Annotated in this window: 13 protein-coding genes; 7 read left to right on the top strand and 6 right to left on the bottom strand. The window is 45.1% G+C overall.

The genetic code is table 11. The features are described from left to right. Nucleotides 1-5: 5 nt before the first annotated feature. From M1L62_RS12845 to zwf, 3 genes are read left to right on the top strand one after another with little or no spacing between them, the layout of a single operon-like run. Nucleotides 6-635, top strand: a complete 630-nt coding sequence (locus tag M1L62_RS12845) for an HAD family hydrolase (RefSeq protein WP_254413459.1) — start codon at nucleotides 6-8, stop codon at nucleotides 633-635. After that, nucleotides 632-2,056 (top strand): NADP-dependent phosphogluconate dehydrogenase, encoded by a 1,425-nt coding sequence (gene gnd / locus M1L62_RS12840; RefSeq protein WP_254413458.1) that lies wholly within the window; start codon nucleotides 632-634, stop codon nucleotides 2,054-2,056. Before M1L62_RS12845 ends, gnd begins: the two co-directional genes overlap by 4 nt. Before the next feature lie 36 nt (nucleotides 2,057-2,092). Next, the gene (gene zwf, locus M1L62_RS12835; protein WP_254413457.1) at nucleotides 2,093-3,604 is read left to right on the top strand and encodes a glucose-6-phosphate dehydrogenase; all 1,512 of its coding nucleotides are present in this window, start codon (nucleotides 2,093-2,095) and stop codon (nucleotides 3,602-3,604) included. An 83-nt stretch (nucleotides 3,605-3,687) separates the two neighbouring features. On the opposite strand, the gene M1L62_RS12830 is transcribed toward zwf, so the two are convergent. From M1L62_RS12830 to M1L62_RS12810, 5 genes are all read right to left on the bottom strand, one after another. Continuing rightward, on the bottom strand, nucleotides 3,688-4,332 hold the full coding sequence (locus M1L62_RS12830) for an HD domain-containing protein (RefSeq protein WP_254413456.1): 645 nt from the start codon (nucleotides 4,330-4,332) through the stop codon (nucleotides 3,688-3,690). A 262-nt stretch (nucleotides 4,333-4,594) separates the two neighbouring features. Beyond that, nucleotides 4,595-5,035, bottom strand: coding sequence for a PepSY-like domain-containing protein (locus tag M1L62_RS12825; RefSeq protein WP_254413455.1), 441 nt, complete (start codon nucleotides 5,033-5,035; stop codon nucleotides 4,595-4,597). Nucleotides 5,036-5,062: 27 nt separating this feature from the next. After that, nucleotides 5,063-5,890 (bottom strand): HAEPLYID family protein, encoded by an 828-nt coding sequence (locus tag M1L62_RS12820; protein WP_254413454.1) that lies wholly within the window; start codon nucleotides 5,888-5,890, stop codon nucleotides 5,063-5,065. A 74-nt stretch (nucleotides 5,891-5,964) separates the two neighbouring features. After that, nucleotides 5,965-7,230 (bottom strand): sensor histidine kinase, encoded by a 1,266-nt coding sequence (locus M1L62_RS12815; RefSeq protein WP_254413453.1) that lies wholly within the window; start codon nucleotides 7,228-7,230, stop codon nucleotides 5,965-5,967. Beyond that, nucleotides 7,227-7,904, bottom strand: coding sequence for a response regulator transcription factor (locus M1L62_RS12810; protein ID WP_254413452.1), 678 nt, complete (start codon nucleotides 7,902-7,904; stop codon nucleotides 7,227-7,229). The genes M1L62_RS12815 and M1L62_RS12810 overlap by 4 nt, the downstream gene beginning before the upstream one ends. Nucleotides 7,905-8,291: 387 nt before the next feature. Here M1L62_RS12810 and M1L62_RS12805 point away from each other — a divergent pair, with 387 nt between their 5' ends. Genes M1L62_RS12805 through M1L62_RS12790 form a run of 4 tightly spaced genes read left to right on the top strand, consistent with a single transcriptional unit; the run spans nucleotide 8,292 to nucleotide 14,483 of the window. After that, on the top strand, nucleotides 8,292-9,563 hold the full coding sequence (locus tag M1L62_RS12805; protein WP_254413451.1) for a TolC family protein: 1,272 nt from the start codon (nucleotides 8,292-8,294) through the stop codon (nucleotides 9,561-9,563). A gap of 11 nt (nucleotides 9,564-9,574) precedes the next feature. After that, nucleotides 9,575-10,654 (top strand): efflux RND transporter periplasmic adaptor subunit, encoded by a 1,080-nt coding sequence (locus M1L62_RS12800; protein ID WP_254413450.1) that lies wholly within the window; start codon nucleotides 9,575-9,577, stop codon nucleotides 10,652-10,654. A 4-nt stretch (nucleotides 10,655-10,658) separates the two neighbouring features. Continuing rightward, complete coding sequence (locus M1L62_RS12795; RefSeq protein WP_254413449.1) at nucleotides 10,659-13,769, top strand: efflux RND transporter permease subunit; 3,111 nt, start codon at nucleotides 10,659-10,661, stop codon at nucleotides 13,767-13,769. A 21-nt stretch (nucleotides 13,770-13,790) separates the two neighbouring features. Beyond that, a complete protein-coding gene (locus M1L62_RS12790) occupies nucleotides 13,791-14,483 on the top strand; it encodes a hypothetical protein (RefSeq protein ID WP_254413448.1) in 693 nt (230 codons plus the stop codon). Nucleotides 14,484-14,560: 77 nt separating this feature from the next. On the opposite strand, the gene M1L62_RS12785 is transcribed toward M1L62_RS12790, so the two are convergent. Beyond that, on the bottom strand, nucleotides 14,561-15,994 hold the full coding sequence (locus M1L62_RS12785) for a hypothetical protein (RefSeq protein ID WP_254413447.1): 1,434 nt from the start codon (nucleotides 15,992-15,994) through the stop codon (nucleotides 14,561-14,563). Nucleotides 15,995-16,100 lie beyond the last annotated feature (106 nt).

Genomic DNA, 16,100 nt, shown 5'->3' with positions numbered 1-16,100 from the left:
GAATAATGGAAAGTACTGATCTTAAAATACTGTTTTTTGATATCGGTGGCGTGCTCCTCAGCAATGGCTGGGGGCACGAATCACGTCAGATCGCAGCGGAAAAATTCGGGCTTGATTATGCCGAAGTGAACGTTCTTCACAATTTCATATTCAATGTATATGAGATCGGTAGTATAACCCTCGACGAATATCTCGACACCGTCATTTTCAATCATCCCCGCGATTTTGCCCGGGAAGATTTTAAAGCCTTTATCTATTCGCAGTCGTTAGAGCTGCCGGATATGCTGAAATGGCTTAAAGAATGGAAAAAAGACTGCGGTTTTCGCGTCATTTCCATCAACAATGAAGGAAAAGAACTGAACGACTACCGTGTCCGCAAGTTCAAACTGCACGAATGTTTTGACGCCTTTATCTCTTCCTGTGAAGTGAAAATGCGTAAACCTGATCCCGGAATATTTAATCTGGCCATGGGTATTGCACAAGCTACCCCATCGCAATGCGTCTATTTCGACGACCGGATCATGTTTACGACCACGGCGCAAAAGTTAGGCATACGTGCTTTTCATCATACCGATTTCGAGTCTACCAAAAAGATACTTGAAGGTCTTAAAAAAGAAAAATTCAGCCAGTTATGAGTGCAAAACAAAAATATAATTTTGGAATGATAGGCCTTGGCACTATGGGCCGGAATTTACTTCTCAATATTGGTGATCACGGCTTTGCGGGAGCGGGTTATGATAAAGATGCCGGCAAAGGCGCATTGCTTGAAGAGGAAGGAAAAAACATCAAAGTAAAAGGTTTCAGTGACATCAAGGCGTTTGTGGCAAGTCTGACAACGCCACGCGCAATCACCATGCTTGTGCCGGCAGGGAAAATTGTTGACAGTGTAATTGAAGAATTATTACCGCTGCTCGACAAAGGCGACATCCTGATCGACGGAGGAAACTCTCATTTTGTGGATACCAACCGTCGTGTTGAATACCTGGAAAACCTTGGCTATCACTTCTTTGGCATGGGAATATCCGGCGGAGAAGAAGGCGCCCGCCGGGGACCGAGCATTATGCCAGGCGGCGATAAGCAGGCTTATGCAGTGATGAAGCCAATTCTGGAAGCGATTGCTGCGAAGGTAGATGGCGCACCGTGTGTCACGTATATAGGACAAGGTTCAGCTGGCCATTTTGTCAAAATGGTCCACAACGGAATTGAATACGGCCTGATGCAGCTGATTTCCGAAACGTATGAAATCCTGAAAAACGGGTTGAAGCTGGATAGCGACTCCATCCAGAAATTGTTCACAAAATGGAACGAAGGACGGTTGCAGTCATTTTTGATTGATATAACAAAAGACATATTTGCCTATAAGGAACCAGGTGCAGATCACTTGCTTCTGGATGATATCAAAGACGAAGCAAGGGCCAAGGGAACGGGCAAATGGACTTCGCAGGCAGCGATGGATCTGCAATCTCCTATCCCGACGATCGATGCGGCCGTGGCCATGCGGGATTTGTCAAAATACAAAGCGCTCCGCGAACAGGCTGCTACTTTGTACAGCACTTCCGAAACTGCAAAACTGGGCGTGGATCAGGAAACGTTTTTGGCAGAACTGGAACAGGCATTTCATTTCAGTATGATCATCACGTATGCTCAGGGGATGCAGATGTTGTCCAATGCCTCGGCTGAATATGGGTATGGTTTGAATCTGTCTGAAATCGCGAAGATCTGGCGGGGTGGCTGTATTATCCGTTCATCGTTTTTGAACGATATTTACAACGCCTACGAAAAAGATAACGGTCTGAAGCATTTGTTGCTGGATGAAAATGTCGCTCAAATTGTGAACGAAACCATCCCGGGCGTACGGTCTGTCCTTTCTGCTTCGGTTGCCAATGGCATTGCCATTCCTGCCTTCGCTTCTTCATTAAGTTATTTTGACGCGTTCCGCAGTAAAAGGATGCCATCCAACCTGATTCAGGCACAGCGCGATTTCTTTGGCGCTCACACCTACGAACTGATTGGCAAGGAAGGTGTTTTCCACACGCAATGGGTTCCAAAAAACTGACCGGAAATATAAAACGTTCTGTAAAACAACGACATCATGTATTCAACATTAAAATCACAGCCGACTATATTCATCATTTTCGGCGGTACCGGTGACCTGAATTCCCGAAAACTGGCTCCGGCTTTATATAACCTTTTTCTGGAAGGCTGGCTTCCTGACGATTTCTCCATTATCGGAACCGGCCGTACACCATTAACTGACGACGATTTCAAGGGCAAAATTCTTGAAGGAATCAATTCTTTTTCGCGAAGCGGCAAAGCGGCAGACGATAAGTGGGCTGAATTTTCAAAACATTTGTATTATCAGGTTTCTGATATCAAGGATGCCGAAACGTACAAGGAATTTGGGGTTCGTATTGATAACCACAATGCTGAATGGGGTACCAAAGCCAATGTAATCTACTACCTGGCTGTATCGCCTAATTTCTTCCCGATTATTGCTGAGAACATTTCAAAAAGCAATCTTCAGGATCCGGAGAAAACCCGGATTGTTATTGAGAAACCCTTTGGCCATGATCTGGATTCGGCTGTTGCACTGAATAAACTGCTTTCAGGCATTTTTGACGAAAAACAGATTTACCGTATCGACCATTATCTTGGGAAACAAACGGTACAGAATATCATGGCTTTCCGTTTCGCAAACGCGATCCTCGAACCGATCTGGAACCGGAATTACATTGAGCACGTACAAATTTCCGTGACCGAGCAATTGGGCGTTGAAGAGCGTGGCGATTATTACGACGGCTCAGGCGCAATGCGCGATATGATCCAGAATCACCTTTTACAGCTGCTTTGTCTGGTTGCGATGGAGTCGCCGGTAAGTTTTGATGCCGACGAAATCCGTAACAGAAAAGTAGACGTGTTGAAAGCCATGCGGAAATTTACCCCCGAGGACGTACGCTTGTCGGCGGTAAGAGGCCAGTACGGAAGCGGATGGATGAAGGGCAAGGAAGTTCCAGGGTACCGGGAGGAGCCAAAAGTTGATCCGGAATCGAACACCGAAACCTTCGCAGCCATTAAGTTCTTCGTGGATAACTGGCGCTGGCAGGGCGTTCCGTTCTACGTTCGTACGGGAAAACGTTTGCACCAGTCGGCTTCCGTCATTACCATCCAGTTTAAGGATGTTCCTCACCTGGTATTCCCGACCGAGGCAAATGAGAGCTGGCAGCAAAACAGGCTCATTATCAGCATCCAACCAGAAATGAGTATACGTCTGCAAGTTCAGGCCAAACGCCCGGGGCTTGATATGTACCTGAATGCGGTGGATATGGTTTTTGATTATAAAGGAACTTACACCACCGAGGCACCGGAAGCATACGAAACCCTGCTCCTGGATACCATGCTTGGTGACCAGACTTTGTTTATGCGCGGCGACCAGGTGGAAACGGCCTGGGAATTGATCATGCCGATTTTGAACGCATGGCAGGGCAGAAAAAGCCTGAACTTCCCGAATTACTCGGCAGATTCATGGGGTCCTGAAATTGCAGAAGCATTGATCGCAAGAGATGGTTTTCACTGGTTTACCTTACCGATCAAAAGTAAGAAGTAGACCTGCTGATCTATAAAATCAAAGGGGAGAAGTCGCTATGACCTCTCCCCTTTTTATGTTTTATCATTCCCAAAAGCCGGAATTTATTCACCCAGACAAGAATTTGGAATGTGCGACTTTCTCATCATCCCTCTTGTCTCTTTTCGTTTCAACCGTTCCAGATTTTTCTTTTTGCCATATTCCAGCAATTCCCGACCATAACCGGTTTTGAAAAAGTGTGATTCCAGCAAGCAGATCGTAGCCTTCCGCCAGTTATTGTTGTCAATTTTACAACCGGTTTTCCGTTCTACTTCTTCCTGCATCAGCATATTCCGCTCCGAAAACTGTTCAGTCCCAAAGTGGTACAAGTCTGCATCACACATGATTTGCTGCAAAAGATTCTCAGGTTTCTGAGGCATGACTGTAGCCATGATACATTTTTGAACCTCCTGAATCAGCTCTTCTTTTACTCCAAGATTCTTTAAAAATCCGCCGGCCATTTCAGCCCCTCTTTGCTCGTGCCCGTTCGCCTCGCCGGTGTAATAACCCGTGTCGTGAAACCATGAAGCCGTCGTAACAACAAAAGTTTCCCTTTCGTCCAATCCGTAATGTTTCGCCATTTTCGTCGCGTGTGTTACCACATCATGCGTATGCGCAAAATTATGGAAGGTCAGCGTCGAATCTTCTTTGGCGTCGTAAAACTGCTCAATATACTGCCGAACCACTTCAAGAATTTCAGTATACTTCATACTCTGGAAATAATAATTGACACTTAACGACATAATCTTGCTACACTATCTTACTACAAAACCTGTACCAAGATATGGGTGAATTTGGAATACATTTTGAATTTATAAATACAGAACGGACTTTTCAAGAAAAAATTTTTCTATTTCTGCTTTATACCCCAAAATTTCGAAAAAATGCACTTTTACCTGAAATTCATTTTGCAATATCCCTTATAATCTTTCGATATGGAAGTAAAAAAGAAAATTGCAATATTTTCAGGTACTAGTCGTCGGCCTTTTTGCTAACCACCTTTCCTGTTTTATCAAAAGTGACGTGCATTTCGGAAGTTGCCGTTTTCAATTCAACCTTATAAGTCACCACACCCGCATTATCGGTTTTCTTAGGATCATGGATTTTATACCCCTTGTAATCTTTGTTGATCGCCGCTACCACTTCCTTGGGCAATTGTTCAGCCTTAATTTCCTCCTTATGTTTTATAACCTTCCCTGTTTTTTCAAGCCAAAGTTCATGATCGTCCTTGCCGATCTCAAATTCCACTTTGTACAAACCTGCCTTCAATTTCCATTCCACGTCTGTGGCCTTGGCATACTGCTGCTTGAATGTATTTAAAACAACCGAAGGCACCTCTGTTTCCTTGATGTCCTGGCCATAACTTACCGCAGCATAAAACATGCCGCACATTACAAAAATTAACTTTTTCATAGGATTCAATTTAGTTTTAACAAAATGCTATTTTCTTCTTTTTGGCGGTTCGAAAATGACCCGCGCTAAAAAACTGATGCCACGTTCCTTTAAATTTAATGGAATTCCTGTCACTAATCCTAACGCAAGGTTGGGACTGATTACCAATTTGACCTGCGGCCTGACGACCGTCTCCGCTTTCCAGCCAAGATATTCCTGATTGACTTCAACACCCAGCAAATTTCCGCCGTTTTTCAACTGATAATGTATACTGGCGTTCAATTGGTAGTATTTTTCAGCTTTTTTTTCACCTGCTGTAAATTCCCATTCCGGACCGGTGTAAATCATGGAATGAATCCGTTTCCCCCACCTTTTAGCCACTACAAAAAACGGACTCATGCTATGGCCTTTCAGCGGAACGGACCCATGGCTTAACGAGTAAAAGGAATGCGTCCGGAACTCATGCATATAACCAACGGCCATCGACATGTTGTATTTCGGCGAAACAAGGAAAGTGTACTGTGACGCCAGTTTAATCCCCTCCATCCGGTTTCTGGGTGCTTCCTCTCCTTCCCTGTGTTCAAATGCCGGTTTGTAAAATGTAAACGGAACTTCCACTTCAAGCCCCAGTCTGTTGACCGGTGAAAACTCATACTCGAAAAACCCTGTATTGGCAACATAACCATTCTGGCTTTCCATCCCCCAGCCTACATTCAGCTCCTTTTCTCCCCTACGTGCTCCCAGGTCACGAATAAGGTCAATGAACAGCGGTTCCGCGTGATGAATCTTGACGGGTAATGTCGGTAACGAGTCCGTTTGTCCGAATACTGCCGAGCAGGTAATGGCCAATACGAGTGTTCTGATGATGTGTTTCATACTTTTAACGTTTGATACCACAATGTTAAAAGTCAAAACCGGAAAGAATTGGTAATCCGTTACCGGATTCTTCCCTATTCAAAAGAAACCGTCATATGATGTCCGTCTTTATAGGAATAGGCCACCGAAATCCCGTACAAATCCGAAATCGCCTTCACAATGGCCAGTCCGAGACCTGTTGTGTTTTTCTCGTTTGACTTCTTCTGAAAACGCTGAAAAACCTTGTCCTTGTCGAGCGGCACATCACTTCCAGAGTTTGTGATCGTGAATGACGTCGGGTTTACGGTAATCTGTACCCAACCGTTCGAAACATTATGAACAATCGCATTCTTTAAGAAATTGGTAACGAATATTTCAGCCAGGTTTTTGCTCATATCAGCATACAGCTGGCCATGTTCCTGATACGAAATGGTTACGTTTTTATAATCCGCAAAATCGGTAAATTCCTCAATCAGATTTTTAAAAACAGCATTGATATCAACCCTTTCATTTTCCTGAAATTGTTTGTTTTCAATTTTTGACAACAATAAAAGAGACTTGTTCAGCCGCGTCAGCCGTTCCAAAGTCTGAATCACCTGCCCGATCGCCATCAGATTGGCCTCATCCATATCTTCCTTTTCGGTAAGCAGTTCAAGCTTGTTGATACTGATCGCCAAAGGTGTTTGCAGTTCGTGTGAAGCATTTTCGATAAATTGCTTTTGGCCGTGATAGGTTTCCAGCGAACGGTTAATCAGCAAACTCACGGCCTCATTCAGTTCCTTGAATTCTTTCACCTTGGTCTCCGCGGGGGTGAGCATCGGATCTTTCCCCAGTTTAAAAACCCGCAGTTGTTCCAGCAAAACATAAAATGGCTTCCAGGTTTTTCGCAGCAGGAAATTATTGACGAGCAGGATGCTGGCAATCATCGCCAGATAAAGCCATATCAAGGAATACAGTAAATCTTCGATCAGGTCATCCTCTTCCACCATCGACGCAATCACTTTCAGCTCATAATACCGGTTGTTCATTCGGAAAGCAGAAGTAAGCATCCGGACCGGCTCATAATCCTCCTCGTTGACCATATACATCAACGTGTCAACGTGCGTATCCTTCCGTTGCAACGCAATGGCTTCCGGGATTTCACGTATCTCGTAATTGCTTTCGGCAAATTCAGTTTTGGAAAGAATCGTAGAGTCTTCCCCGGCTTTGTTGATGATCAGCAGCTTGTAATTATCCAGGCCGTCGTCGAGGCTGTCATAAACTTCATCCAGCATGTTGATGTAAAAAATCGCCGCCCAGACGCTGATGATTACAAACAACGTGATTGAAAGATACTTTAACGTATGATTCAGAAGTTTCATAGTATCACCAGTTTATAACCGAGCCCATACACCGCCTGGATTTCCACACCCGCACCGTGATCCTTCAATTTCTTGCGCAGGTTTTTGATCTGCGAGTAAATAAATTCGTAGTCATCTGCCTCATCCATGTGATCCCCCCAGACACGTTCAGCCAGCGACGTTTTATTGACCAAACGATTTTTGTTAACAACCATGTAAGTCAGTATATCGAATTCCTTGCGGTTGAGAATCAGCGGCTCGTTGCTGATTAATAAGGTGCGATCATCCAGATCGAGTTTTACGTTCGCGACTTCAACTGTATTTTTACCTCCAAAGGATTTTCTCCGCAAAACAGATTTAATCCTCGCATTCAGCTCTGCGATATGAAATGGCTTGGTCAGGTAATCGTCGGCACCTAGGTCCAGGCCGGTCAATTTATCTTCGAGAGAATCCTTGGCCGAAATGATGATTACGTTATCCGACTTATCCAGATTTTTCAGCTCCTGCAAAATATCCAATCCGCTCCCACCCGGAAGCATGATGTCCAGTAAAATACAGTCATAGTCAAAGGAAATTACCTTATCCAGTGCACTGTGAAAATCCGAAGCACTTTCCACCAGAAAATTTTCTTTTTCCAGCGACTGACGAATCACTTCCATCAGCTCCGTTTCGTCTTCAATTATCAGTATTTTCATAATCGGTAAAGGTCAAAAACAAAACTGGAAAGAATCTGGAATAACTTACCGTTTTAAGAATTAATCCGGTGTGATGATAAAAATAAATAAAGGCTCCGGCAATTGCTATGTGCCTGTCGTGGCTGCGAAATATCACAAAAACAAATCCTGAGCTATTCCGGACGTATTTTCAAAGTAATTATATTTAACAGTGTTAGAAATCGACTAAATCCTACTGAACCCACACTTTTGACCGACACTTATCTCTTTGTCTGCAAGCAGATAACAAAAAAACAACCTCCGTTTATTTACAAAATGGGAATCTCGTAAATAAATATCCCCGGCAGATTATAAGCAGCAAATAATTTTTTATTTTAGGTTCAAAATAATTCGATAATCTCACCTCATATGAAACACACTTTACCATCACTTGCACTATCCTTACTAACTTTTCTTCCGGTCCGCGGGCAGGATACGCTGAGGTTATCACTGGAACAGGCTCAGGAAAGATTCGTTCAAAAGAATTTCGTGCTCATCGCGCAAAAATTCAATGTGAACATTGCCGAGGCCGGTGTTGAACAGGCAAAACTCTGGTATAACCCGAACCTGTTTGTTGAGACCAATCTTTATAACGGTTACACACACAAATTCCTGCCCTATGGCAAACAGGACGATCTGGTTAACCCGACAGGCGGCGTATTTAATATTCAGCTTCAACAGGTTTTGAGCCTGACGGCAAGCCGCAGCAAACTCGTGAAACTGGCGCAGTCTAATGTCGCCTTGCAGCAATCTGCTTTTCAGGATGTGATGCGGAACGTCCGTTTCACACTCGCGCAAACTTTCGGCAATCTCGTTAACGGCCAGGCCAAACTGAAAATGCTGAATGCCGAAAGAGGCAGGTTGGAAACGCTACTGGAAGCTTTTCGGGCACAACTGAGACTAGGGGTAATAGCGCCGTATGAGGTTACAAGGCTTGAACTGGAACAGAAAAACTTTGAGCGTGACCTCGCAAACCTTAACACACAAATAGCACATGATGAATCGGTTATGCGTGTTTTGTTAACAGAAAGCGGAACGGTTTATATTGTTCCGCAAACCGGTCAAACGACAATCCCCACAACACCCGGCCTCCCCCAGCTTCTTGACCTTGCCTATGCAAACAGACCTGACCTTCAGGCTGCTCAGTTACAAATACAGTACAACCAGAACAATCTGACTTATCAAAAATCACTGGCCGTACCCAACCTTACCCTTGGGGCAGACTACCAGCGCGTTGGTTCCGCATTCCCACATTATGTGGGTGTGCAGGCACTTATTGATCTTCCGGTAAGAAATAAGAATCAGGGTAATATCCAAAGCGCGAAAGTGGGTATTGATCAATCAAAAGTTACTTCTGACCTCACCCATTTGCAGGTCGAACAGGATGTGATTGCAGCATCGCAGCAATATCAGCAGGCCTTGATCCAGCAGCAAAAACTGACACCGGCCTATCTGCAAAGCATTGAAGAAATTTCAAAAAATGCGACAGAAGATTATGCCAAACGGGTGATCGATCTCGTCAGTTTTATTGATAAAATCCGCGCTCACCGTGATGCACAGCTAAACCTGATTGACCTGCAAAACGACCTGTTCCAGTCTCAGCAGCAACTCAACTTTGTCACCAACACGAAAACCTTCTAAAAAACGAACCCATGAAAACAGTATTACGACTGGTTCCGCTTGCCTTCCTGTGGCTGGCCGCATGCAATCGATCCGAAAAACCCAAGGAGGCTGAGACAAAAGATACGGGCTCCGCTTTCAGAACCGATACCGTGGAGTTACGGAATTTTGAAGAAGAGTTACAATTTACTGGTGAGGTATCCTTCGACCAGAAAAAAGTGGACAAAGTTTTCCCGATTGTGAGTGGAACCGTTCTTGACGTCAAGGCTGATTTGGGTGCTTACGTTAAAAAAGGACAGATCCTGGCGACTTTGCAGAGCAGTGATATCAGTGATTTTCTGAAAGATCAGAATACGGCAAAGGCGAATTACGATATCGCGAAACGGAACGCAGAAAATGTCGAACAGCTTTACAAAACCAAATTTTCATCCGAAAATGATCTCGTCAATGCACGAAAACAGCTCGAAATTGCAAGCTCCGAACTGGAACGGTCTAATCAGGTTTTGAAGTTATACGGTGGCGCTGGTCCGGGAAAACAGCCTGTTTTTACGGTGAAGGCGCCGCAGGACGGGTATGTCGTTGAGAAAAACGTTAACCCGGATATGCAGATCCGTTCGGACAATTCCGACCCGTTGTTTACCATTTCAGACTTAACAGACGTGTGGGTTTTAATCAATGTTTACGAGTCTGATATTCAGTCTGTAAAACAGGGATCGCAGGTAAGCATTACCACGCTGGCCTACCCCGACAAAGTTTTTACGGGCACAATTTCTAACCTCAGTCAGGTGATCGACAACGACAGCAAGGTTTTACAGGCCCGGGTCGTACTTGCTAATCCGGGTGGCTTATTAAAACCGGATATGTTCTGCAATATCAAATTACATATCGAAAAGCCTGAAAAATTACTGGCGGTCAGCCCGATTTCTGTGATATTCAGTCAGGACAGCTACTTTGTCATTAAAGAAGTGAAAAATGGTGAATACAAGGCAGTGCCAGTTCAGGTCCTGAAAAACACCTCAAAATTCATGTATGTGAAAGGGGAACTGGCGCATGGCGACAAGGTCGTAACCGAAGGGGCATTGATGTTATTTAGCGAATTAACCAGCAATTGATACGATGGACAAGCTCATAAAAAGTATCATTGGATTTTCGCTCAAAAATAAAGCCATCATCTTTTTCATCACGCTGCTTGTGGTGGTAGCCGGTGCCGTGAGTTTTTACTTTACGCCTGTGGAAGCCTATCCGGATGTCACGAACACGGAAGTGGTGATTATCACACAATGGCCCGGACGGAGCGCGGAAGAAGTGGAACGTTTTATTTCCATTCCGATCGAAACGGAGATGAACTCGATAAGCCATAAATCTGCATTACGGTCGATTAACCTGTTCGGACTTTCCTTCATAAAAATTGTTTTCGAGGATGGAGTCGATGGTTTTAACGCCCGAATGGAAGCCTCTCAAAAACTTGCAAACATCAATCTGCCGGAAGGTGTCGACGCCGAAATTCAGCCGCCCGCTGGCCCGACAGGAGAAATTTATCGGTATACCCTTGAATCAAAGACGAAAACAAATACCGAACTGAAAACCATTCAGGACTGGGTGGTTGAAAAAAACCTGAAAGCGGTGTCGGGTGTAGCAGACGTGGTAAGCTTTGGCGGGCATATCAAAACATTTGAGGTGAGCGTTAACCCTAATTTGCTGGCGAAGTACAGTCTGACCGCTCTGGATGTTTACAGTGCTTTGCAAAGAGCGAATGTCAATGTGGGCGGTGATGTCCTGCGACAGGGACAGCAAGCGTTTGTGGTCCGCGGCATCGGGATTGTCACCAGCGTTTCCGACATTGAAAAGATCATCGTAAAAAACCTTAACGGTGTTCCGGTGCGTATGACAAACATCGGAACTGTCCATGAATCGGCTTTGCCTCAGCTGGGTATTGTCGGGCGGGATAGCCATGACGATGCCGTGGAAGGTATTGTGCTGATGCGAAAGGGGGAAAATCCCGGGGAGGTTTTACCAAAACTAAAAGCGAGAGTAGATTATCTGAATAATACGGCGCTGCCCAATGATGTCTACATTAAAGTGTTTTATGACCGTACCGAGCTTAATAGCCACACGCTGAGCACCGTAGGAGAAAACGTTGCGATGGGTATTACGCTGGTGACGGTGATCCTGCTGATCTTCCTCGCTGACTGGCGCACCACGGTGACCGTAGCACTGGTTATTCCGCTTGCCCTATTGTTTGCCTTTATTCTGATGCGTGCCAAAGGCATGAGTGCCAATTTGCTTTCCATCGGTGCGATTGACTTTGGTATTATCATTGACGGTGCTGTGGTTATGGTGGAAGGACTTTTCGTGATGCTGGCACACTGGGCCGAAAAGGAAGGCATGGAAAAATTCAATAAACGGGCAAAACTGGGTAGAATTCTCAAAACTGCCGTCGAAATGGGCAAGTCGATTTTCGTCTCCAAGCTCATTATTATCACAGCCCTGCTGCCTATTTTTTCGTTTCAAAAAGTAGAAGGCAAGTTGTTCAGTCCGCTGGCTTTCACCATGGGCTTTGCACTTTTGGGAGCTCTGTTGCTGGCACTGACCTTCGTTCCGGTGATGAGCAGCATTTTGCTCAATAAAAACGTCCGCGAACGTCATAACCCCATTATCGAATGGCTGAACAGAAATTATTCACCACTGCTCAACCACGTCATGTTGCACCCTAAAAGGGCTGTTGTTACCGCGGTGGCGGCATTGTGTATTGCCATTTTCTCGTTTCGCTGGGTCGGTTCCGAATTCCTTCCGCATTTGAACGAAGGCTCAATTTATGTCCGGGCCAGTATGCCGCTGTCGATAAGCCTGGAAGACAGCTATCATTACACCCGCAAATTCCGCCAGATTTTCGAACAATTCCCGGAAGTAAGAGGTGTAATTTCACAAACCGGCCGGCCTAACGACGGAACCGATGCGACCGGTTTTTTCAACCAGGAATTTTTCGTCGACCTTTTCCCGAAAGAGGAATGGAAACGGAATATCACCAAAGAAGAGCTGATAGCCGAGATGCAGGCAAAACTGGCTGGTTACAAAGGCATTGACTTCGGTTTTTCTCAGCCCATTTCGGATAATGTAGAAGAAGCCGTGTCAGGGGTAAAAGGTTCTATTGCCGTCAAGATCACAGGAGACAATCTCAATTTGCTTGACAAAAAGGCCGATCAGGTTTTTGCTCAGTTGAAAACCGTACCAGGTGTCGAAGATCTGGGCATTTTCAGAAATCTCGGGCAACCCGAATTAAGAATTACGCTGAATCCGGATAAAATGGCACAGTACGGTGTTGATGCCGCGGATGCCAATGCGGTTATCGAAATGGCTATCGGCGGAAAAGCCGTAAGCCAGGTGTATGAAGGCGAGCGCAAATTTGATCTCCGGTTACGCTACGATCTCCCCTATCGGTCATCCATCGATCAGATTGGAAACCTGCTCGTTCCAACGCTTAATGGTGGAAAAATTCCGCTGAAAGAAATAGCAGGCATTAGAAATCAGGCCGGCCCTGCTTTCATATACCGGGAGGACAACGCCCGTTTCATTGCCGTCAAATTTTCGGTACGGGGAAGAGATTTGGGAAGTGCCGTGGACGAAGCGAGACAAAAGGTAAAAGACCATGTGAAACTGGAAAAGGGATATGAAATAAAATGGAACGGGGAATTCGAAAACCAGGAGCGTGCTGAAAAGCAGTTGATGGTAGTAGTTCCGATCAGCATTCTGCTTATATTCTTTATTCTGTTTGCATCATTTGGCAACACGCTTGACTCTGTACTTGTACTATTGAACGTACCTTTTGCGTTGATAGGTGGAATTTTGGCGTTGCTGCTTACGGGTGTCAATTTCAGTATTTCAGCCGGTGTTGGTTTTATAGCGTTGTTTGGGGTGGCAACACAGGATGGCGTCATTCTTGTGAACAAATTCCGTCATAACCTGCAGGCGGGAATGCCGCTGATTGAAGCAATCAAAGACGGTGCAAAGTCACGTTTACGGCCAGTTATTATGACAGCCCTGATGGCATCGCTTGGCCTTTTGCCCGCAGCATTGAGTACGGGGATTGGTTCGGAAACGCAAAAACCCCTGGCTATCGTGGTAATCGGTGGGTTAATGACAGCAACATTATTGTCGCTGTTGATTTTACCAACGATTTATGAATACATTTACAGCAGCAGAGAAAGAAGAAAAAAACTTTTAAAATAACAGATTCAGGAAGTATCTACTATGAAAATCAGCTTGCGCAATACAGTATCTTTTAACGGCGTAAAATCCGTTGTTTTGTGCATTGTTTTGATGTTGATTTTCAGCACAGTCCGTGCACAGAAAGATAGTACTGCCACAAAAAAAGCTGCATTTTTATTTAACCTTGACTCCCGCAATACTTTTATTGACCACAAACATATCAATATCTGGGGCGTCCGGGCCGGTGTAAGTTTTGGCAAAAAACTGCATCGTCTGACACTGGGTTATTACTGGCTGGGATACAATGGCTCGCACAATCTGATCAGGTTCCGGAAAATGTTCTCGCCGACCATTCAGTTGTCGGGTATCAAACAAACGGATGTGCAGTTTGTGAGTCTCGCCTACTGGTATCCGATTTTAAAAACACCCAAATGGATTCTTTCGGCTCCGGTTGAAATTGGTCTGGGAAAAGAATCCGCGCATTACAAAGATTTCTTTGAAGACCTGATCATGAGAAGACGGGAGCGGTATTTCCAGCCCTTCCAGCTCGGTGTTTACGCCGAACATCGTCTGACACCCTGGGCCGGTTTGAACGTACAGGTTGGTTATCGCAATGCACTTTCCAAAGGGAATATCCGGCAGGGATTTGGCGGCGTCTATTACAGTTATGGACTTACCTTATATCCCGGAACGATTTACAGGGATATAAAAAAATGGAGAGCCGGGAGGAAATAAAATATAGTATTGGATAATCAAAAAGCGGCATTCTGGTTTGAATACCGCTTTTTGATTATTTGAAAATCTGATGTGAATTACCGGCGTCCTCCGCGGGAACCTCCGCCACCGCCACTTCTGAAACCGCCGCCGCTGTATCCACCGCGATTGTAACCACCTCCGTAAGAGGGTGCGCTTCTGAAACTGCCGCTGTTGTAGCTTCTTCCGCTATTGTTATAACTCCGGTTGTAAGAACCCTGGTTGGGCGCCGTACGGAATCCCTGAGACTGAACGCCGGGGCGGTTATAACTGCGGGGTGATGACAACCAGTTTGAACGTGCGCTCATTTCCGGATTGTAATGTCTTCCGGCTGCACCGATAAAGCCATTACGGGGAGAAATGTATTGGCCTCTGCTGATATAGCGGTTACGATAATAATTACCGTAAGTGCGATACAAATGAGGATAATACCGGTAGGCACCTCCAAAAAACCAGGTTGAAAAACCCCAGGTCGGGAAACCATATCCGTATAAACCGGCTCCGTAATACAATCCGCCACTGAAACCAAATGCGCCAGGGTACCACATGGGTGAGCCATACCAGTAAGGATAACCGAACCAGTAAGAATACGGATTATTGTAATAATTGATCACTTTATCCCCTGTTGGCGCAGGATAACTATATCCGCCGGACGCTGCATACTGCTGGGAAGCCTGATCATATTCTTTTTGCGCTTCCGGATCCTGTGACAGATCTCGTTTGTAGTTAGCAAGATCTTCTTTGTTTTCAGCTTCTATCTTATCGTGCAGCGCCGCAAGATTCTGGCGTGTTCCGTCCGGGTCGTTTCTAAAGTCTTCACCAAGTCGCGCTGTAAGGTCTCTGTGATCGTTCAGGATCGACAATACATCGGGCATTTCCTGCAATGACTTAAATGCTTCTTGGGCATCGCCGTTTAACGGGCTGATCAGATCCTGAAAAGAATTGATCGCCTGCTGGTTCAGATTATCGACCGTCACTAGATCTGCATGGTGATTGTTATACAATTTCCACGCAGCTTCCTGCAATTCCTTTGACGGATTATTCAAAAGTCCGTTAACCTGGTCTTTGGATTGTCTGCGGGGCAATGTTGCCAGATCATGCATCAGGTCGGGATACCGCGAAATTTCATAAAACCAGGTTTGCTTTTTTTGAGAATAATCCTGGATTGTCCCCTGAAAAGCTTGCGTGGTATATTCCCGGATACGGGCGAGTTTCTCCAAAACATCAGGATACTGTGTCGCGATCAGGATATTATTTCTGATCTCCTCGCTATACGGAGCCACGGTTGGGGCAATGCTTTGCTCAACAGGTCGCGACGGACGGTTGGAATAGGACTGCTGCGCACCGTAATTATTCTGATCGTTTTGGCCATAACCTGTAATGGAAACGGTTACCAGGGCTATTGCTGCGAAAATGGTTGTGAATGAGCGGAATTGAAAGGTTTTATCTCCGTCATAACGAATATCGGGATTACCTTTTTTAAGCGATTTCATGTGCTTACCTGTTAAAATTTGAATTACTTTTTAACCTTTAACTGATCAAATTTACACAGACATTCTGTTGAAATATTGTAGTTTTGATCGGTATTGAAAGGAATTT

The sequence above is a fragment of the Dyadobacter diqingensis genome, from assembly GCF_024220585.1.
GTDB classification, from domain to species: Bacteria; Bacteroidota; Bacteroidia; order Cytophagales; family Spirosomataceae; genus Dyadobacter; species Dyadobacter diqingensis.
The sequence above is the reverse complement of the archived record's forward strand: the minus strand, read 5'-3'. Positions and strand labels throughout refer to the sequence as shown.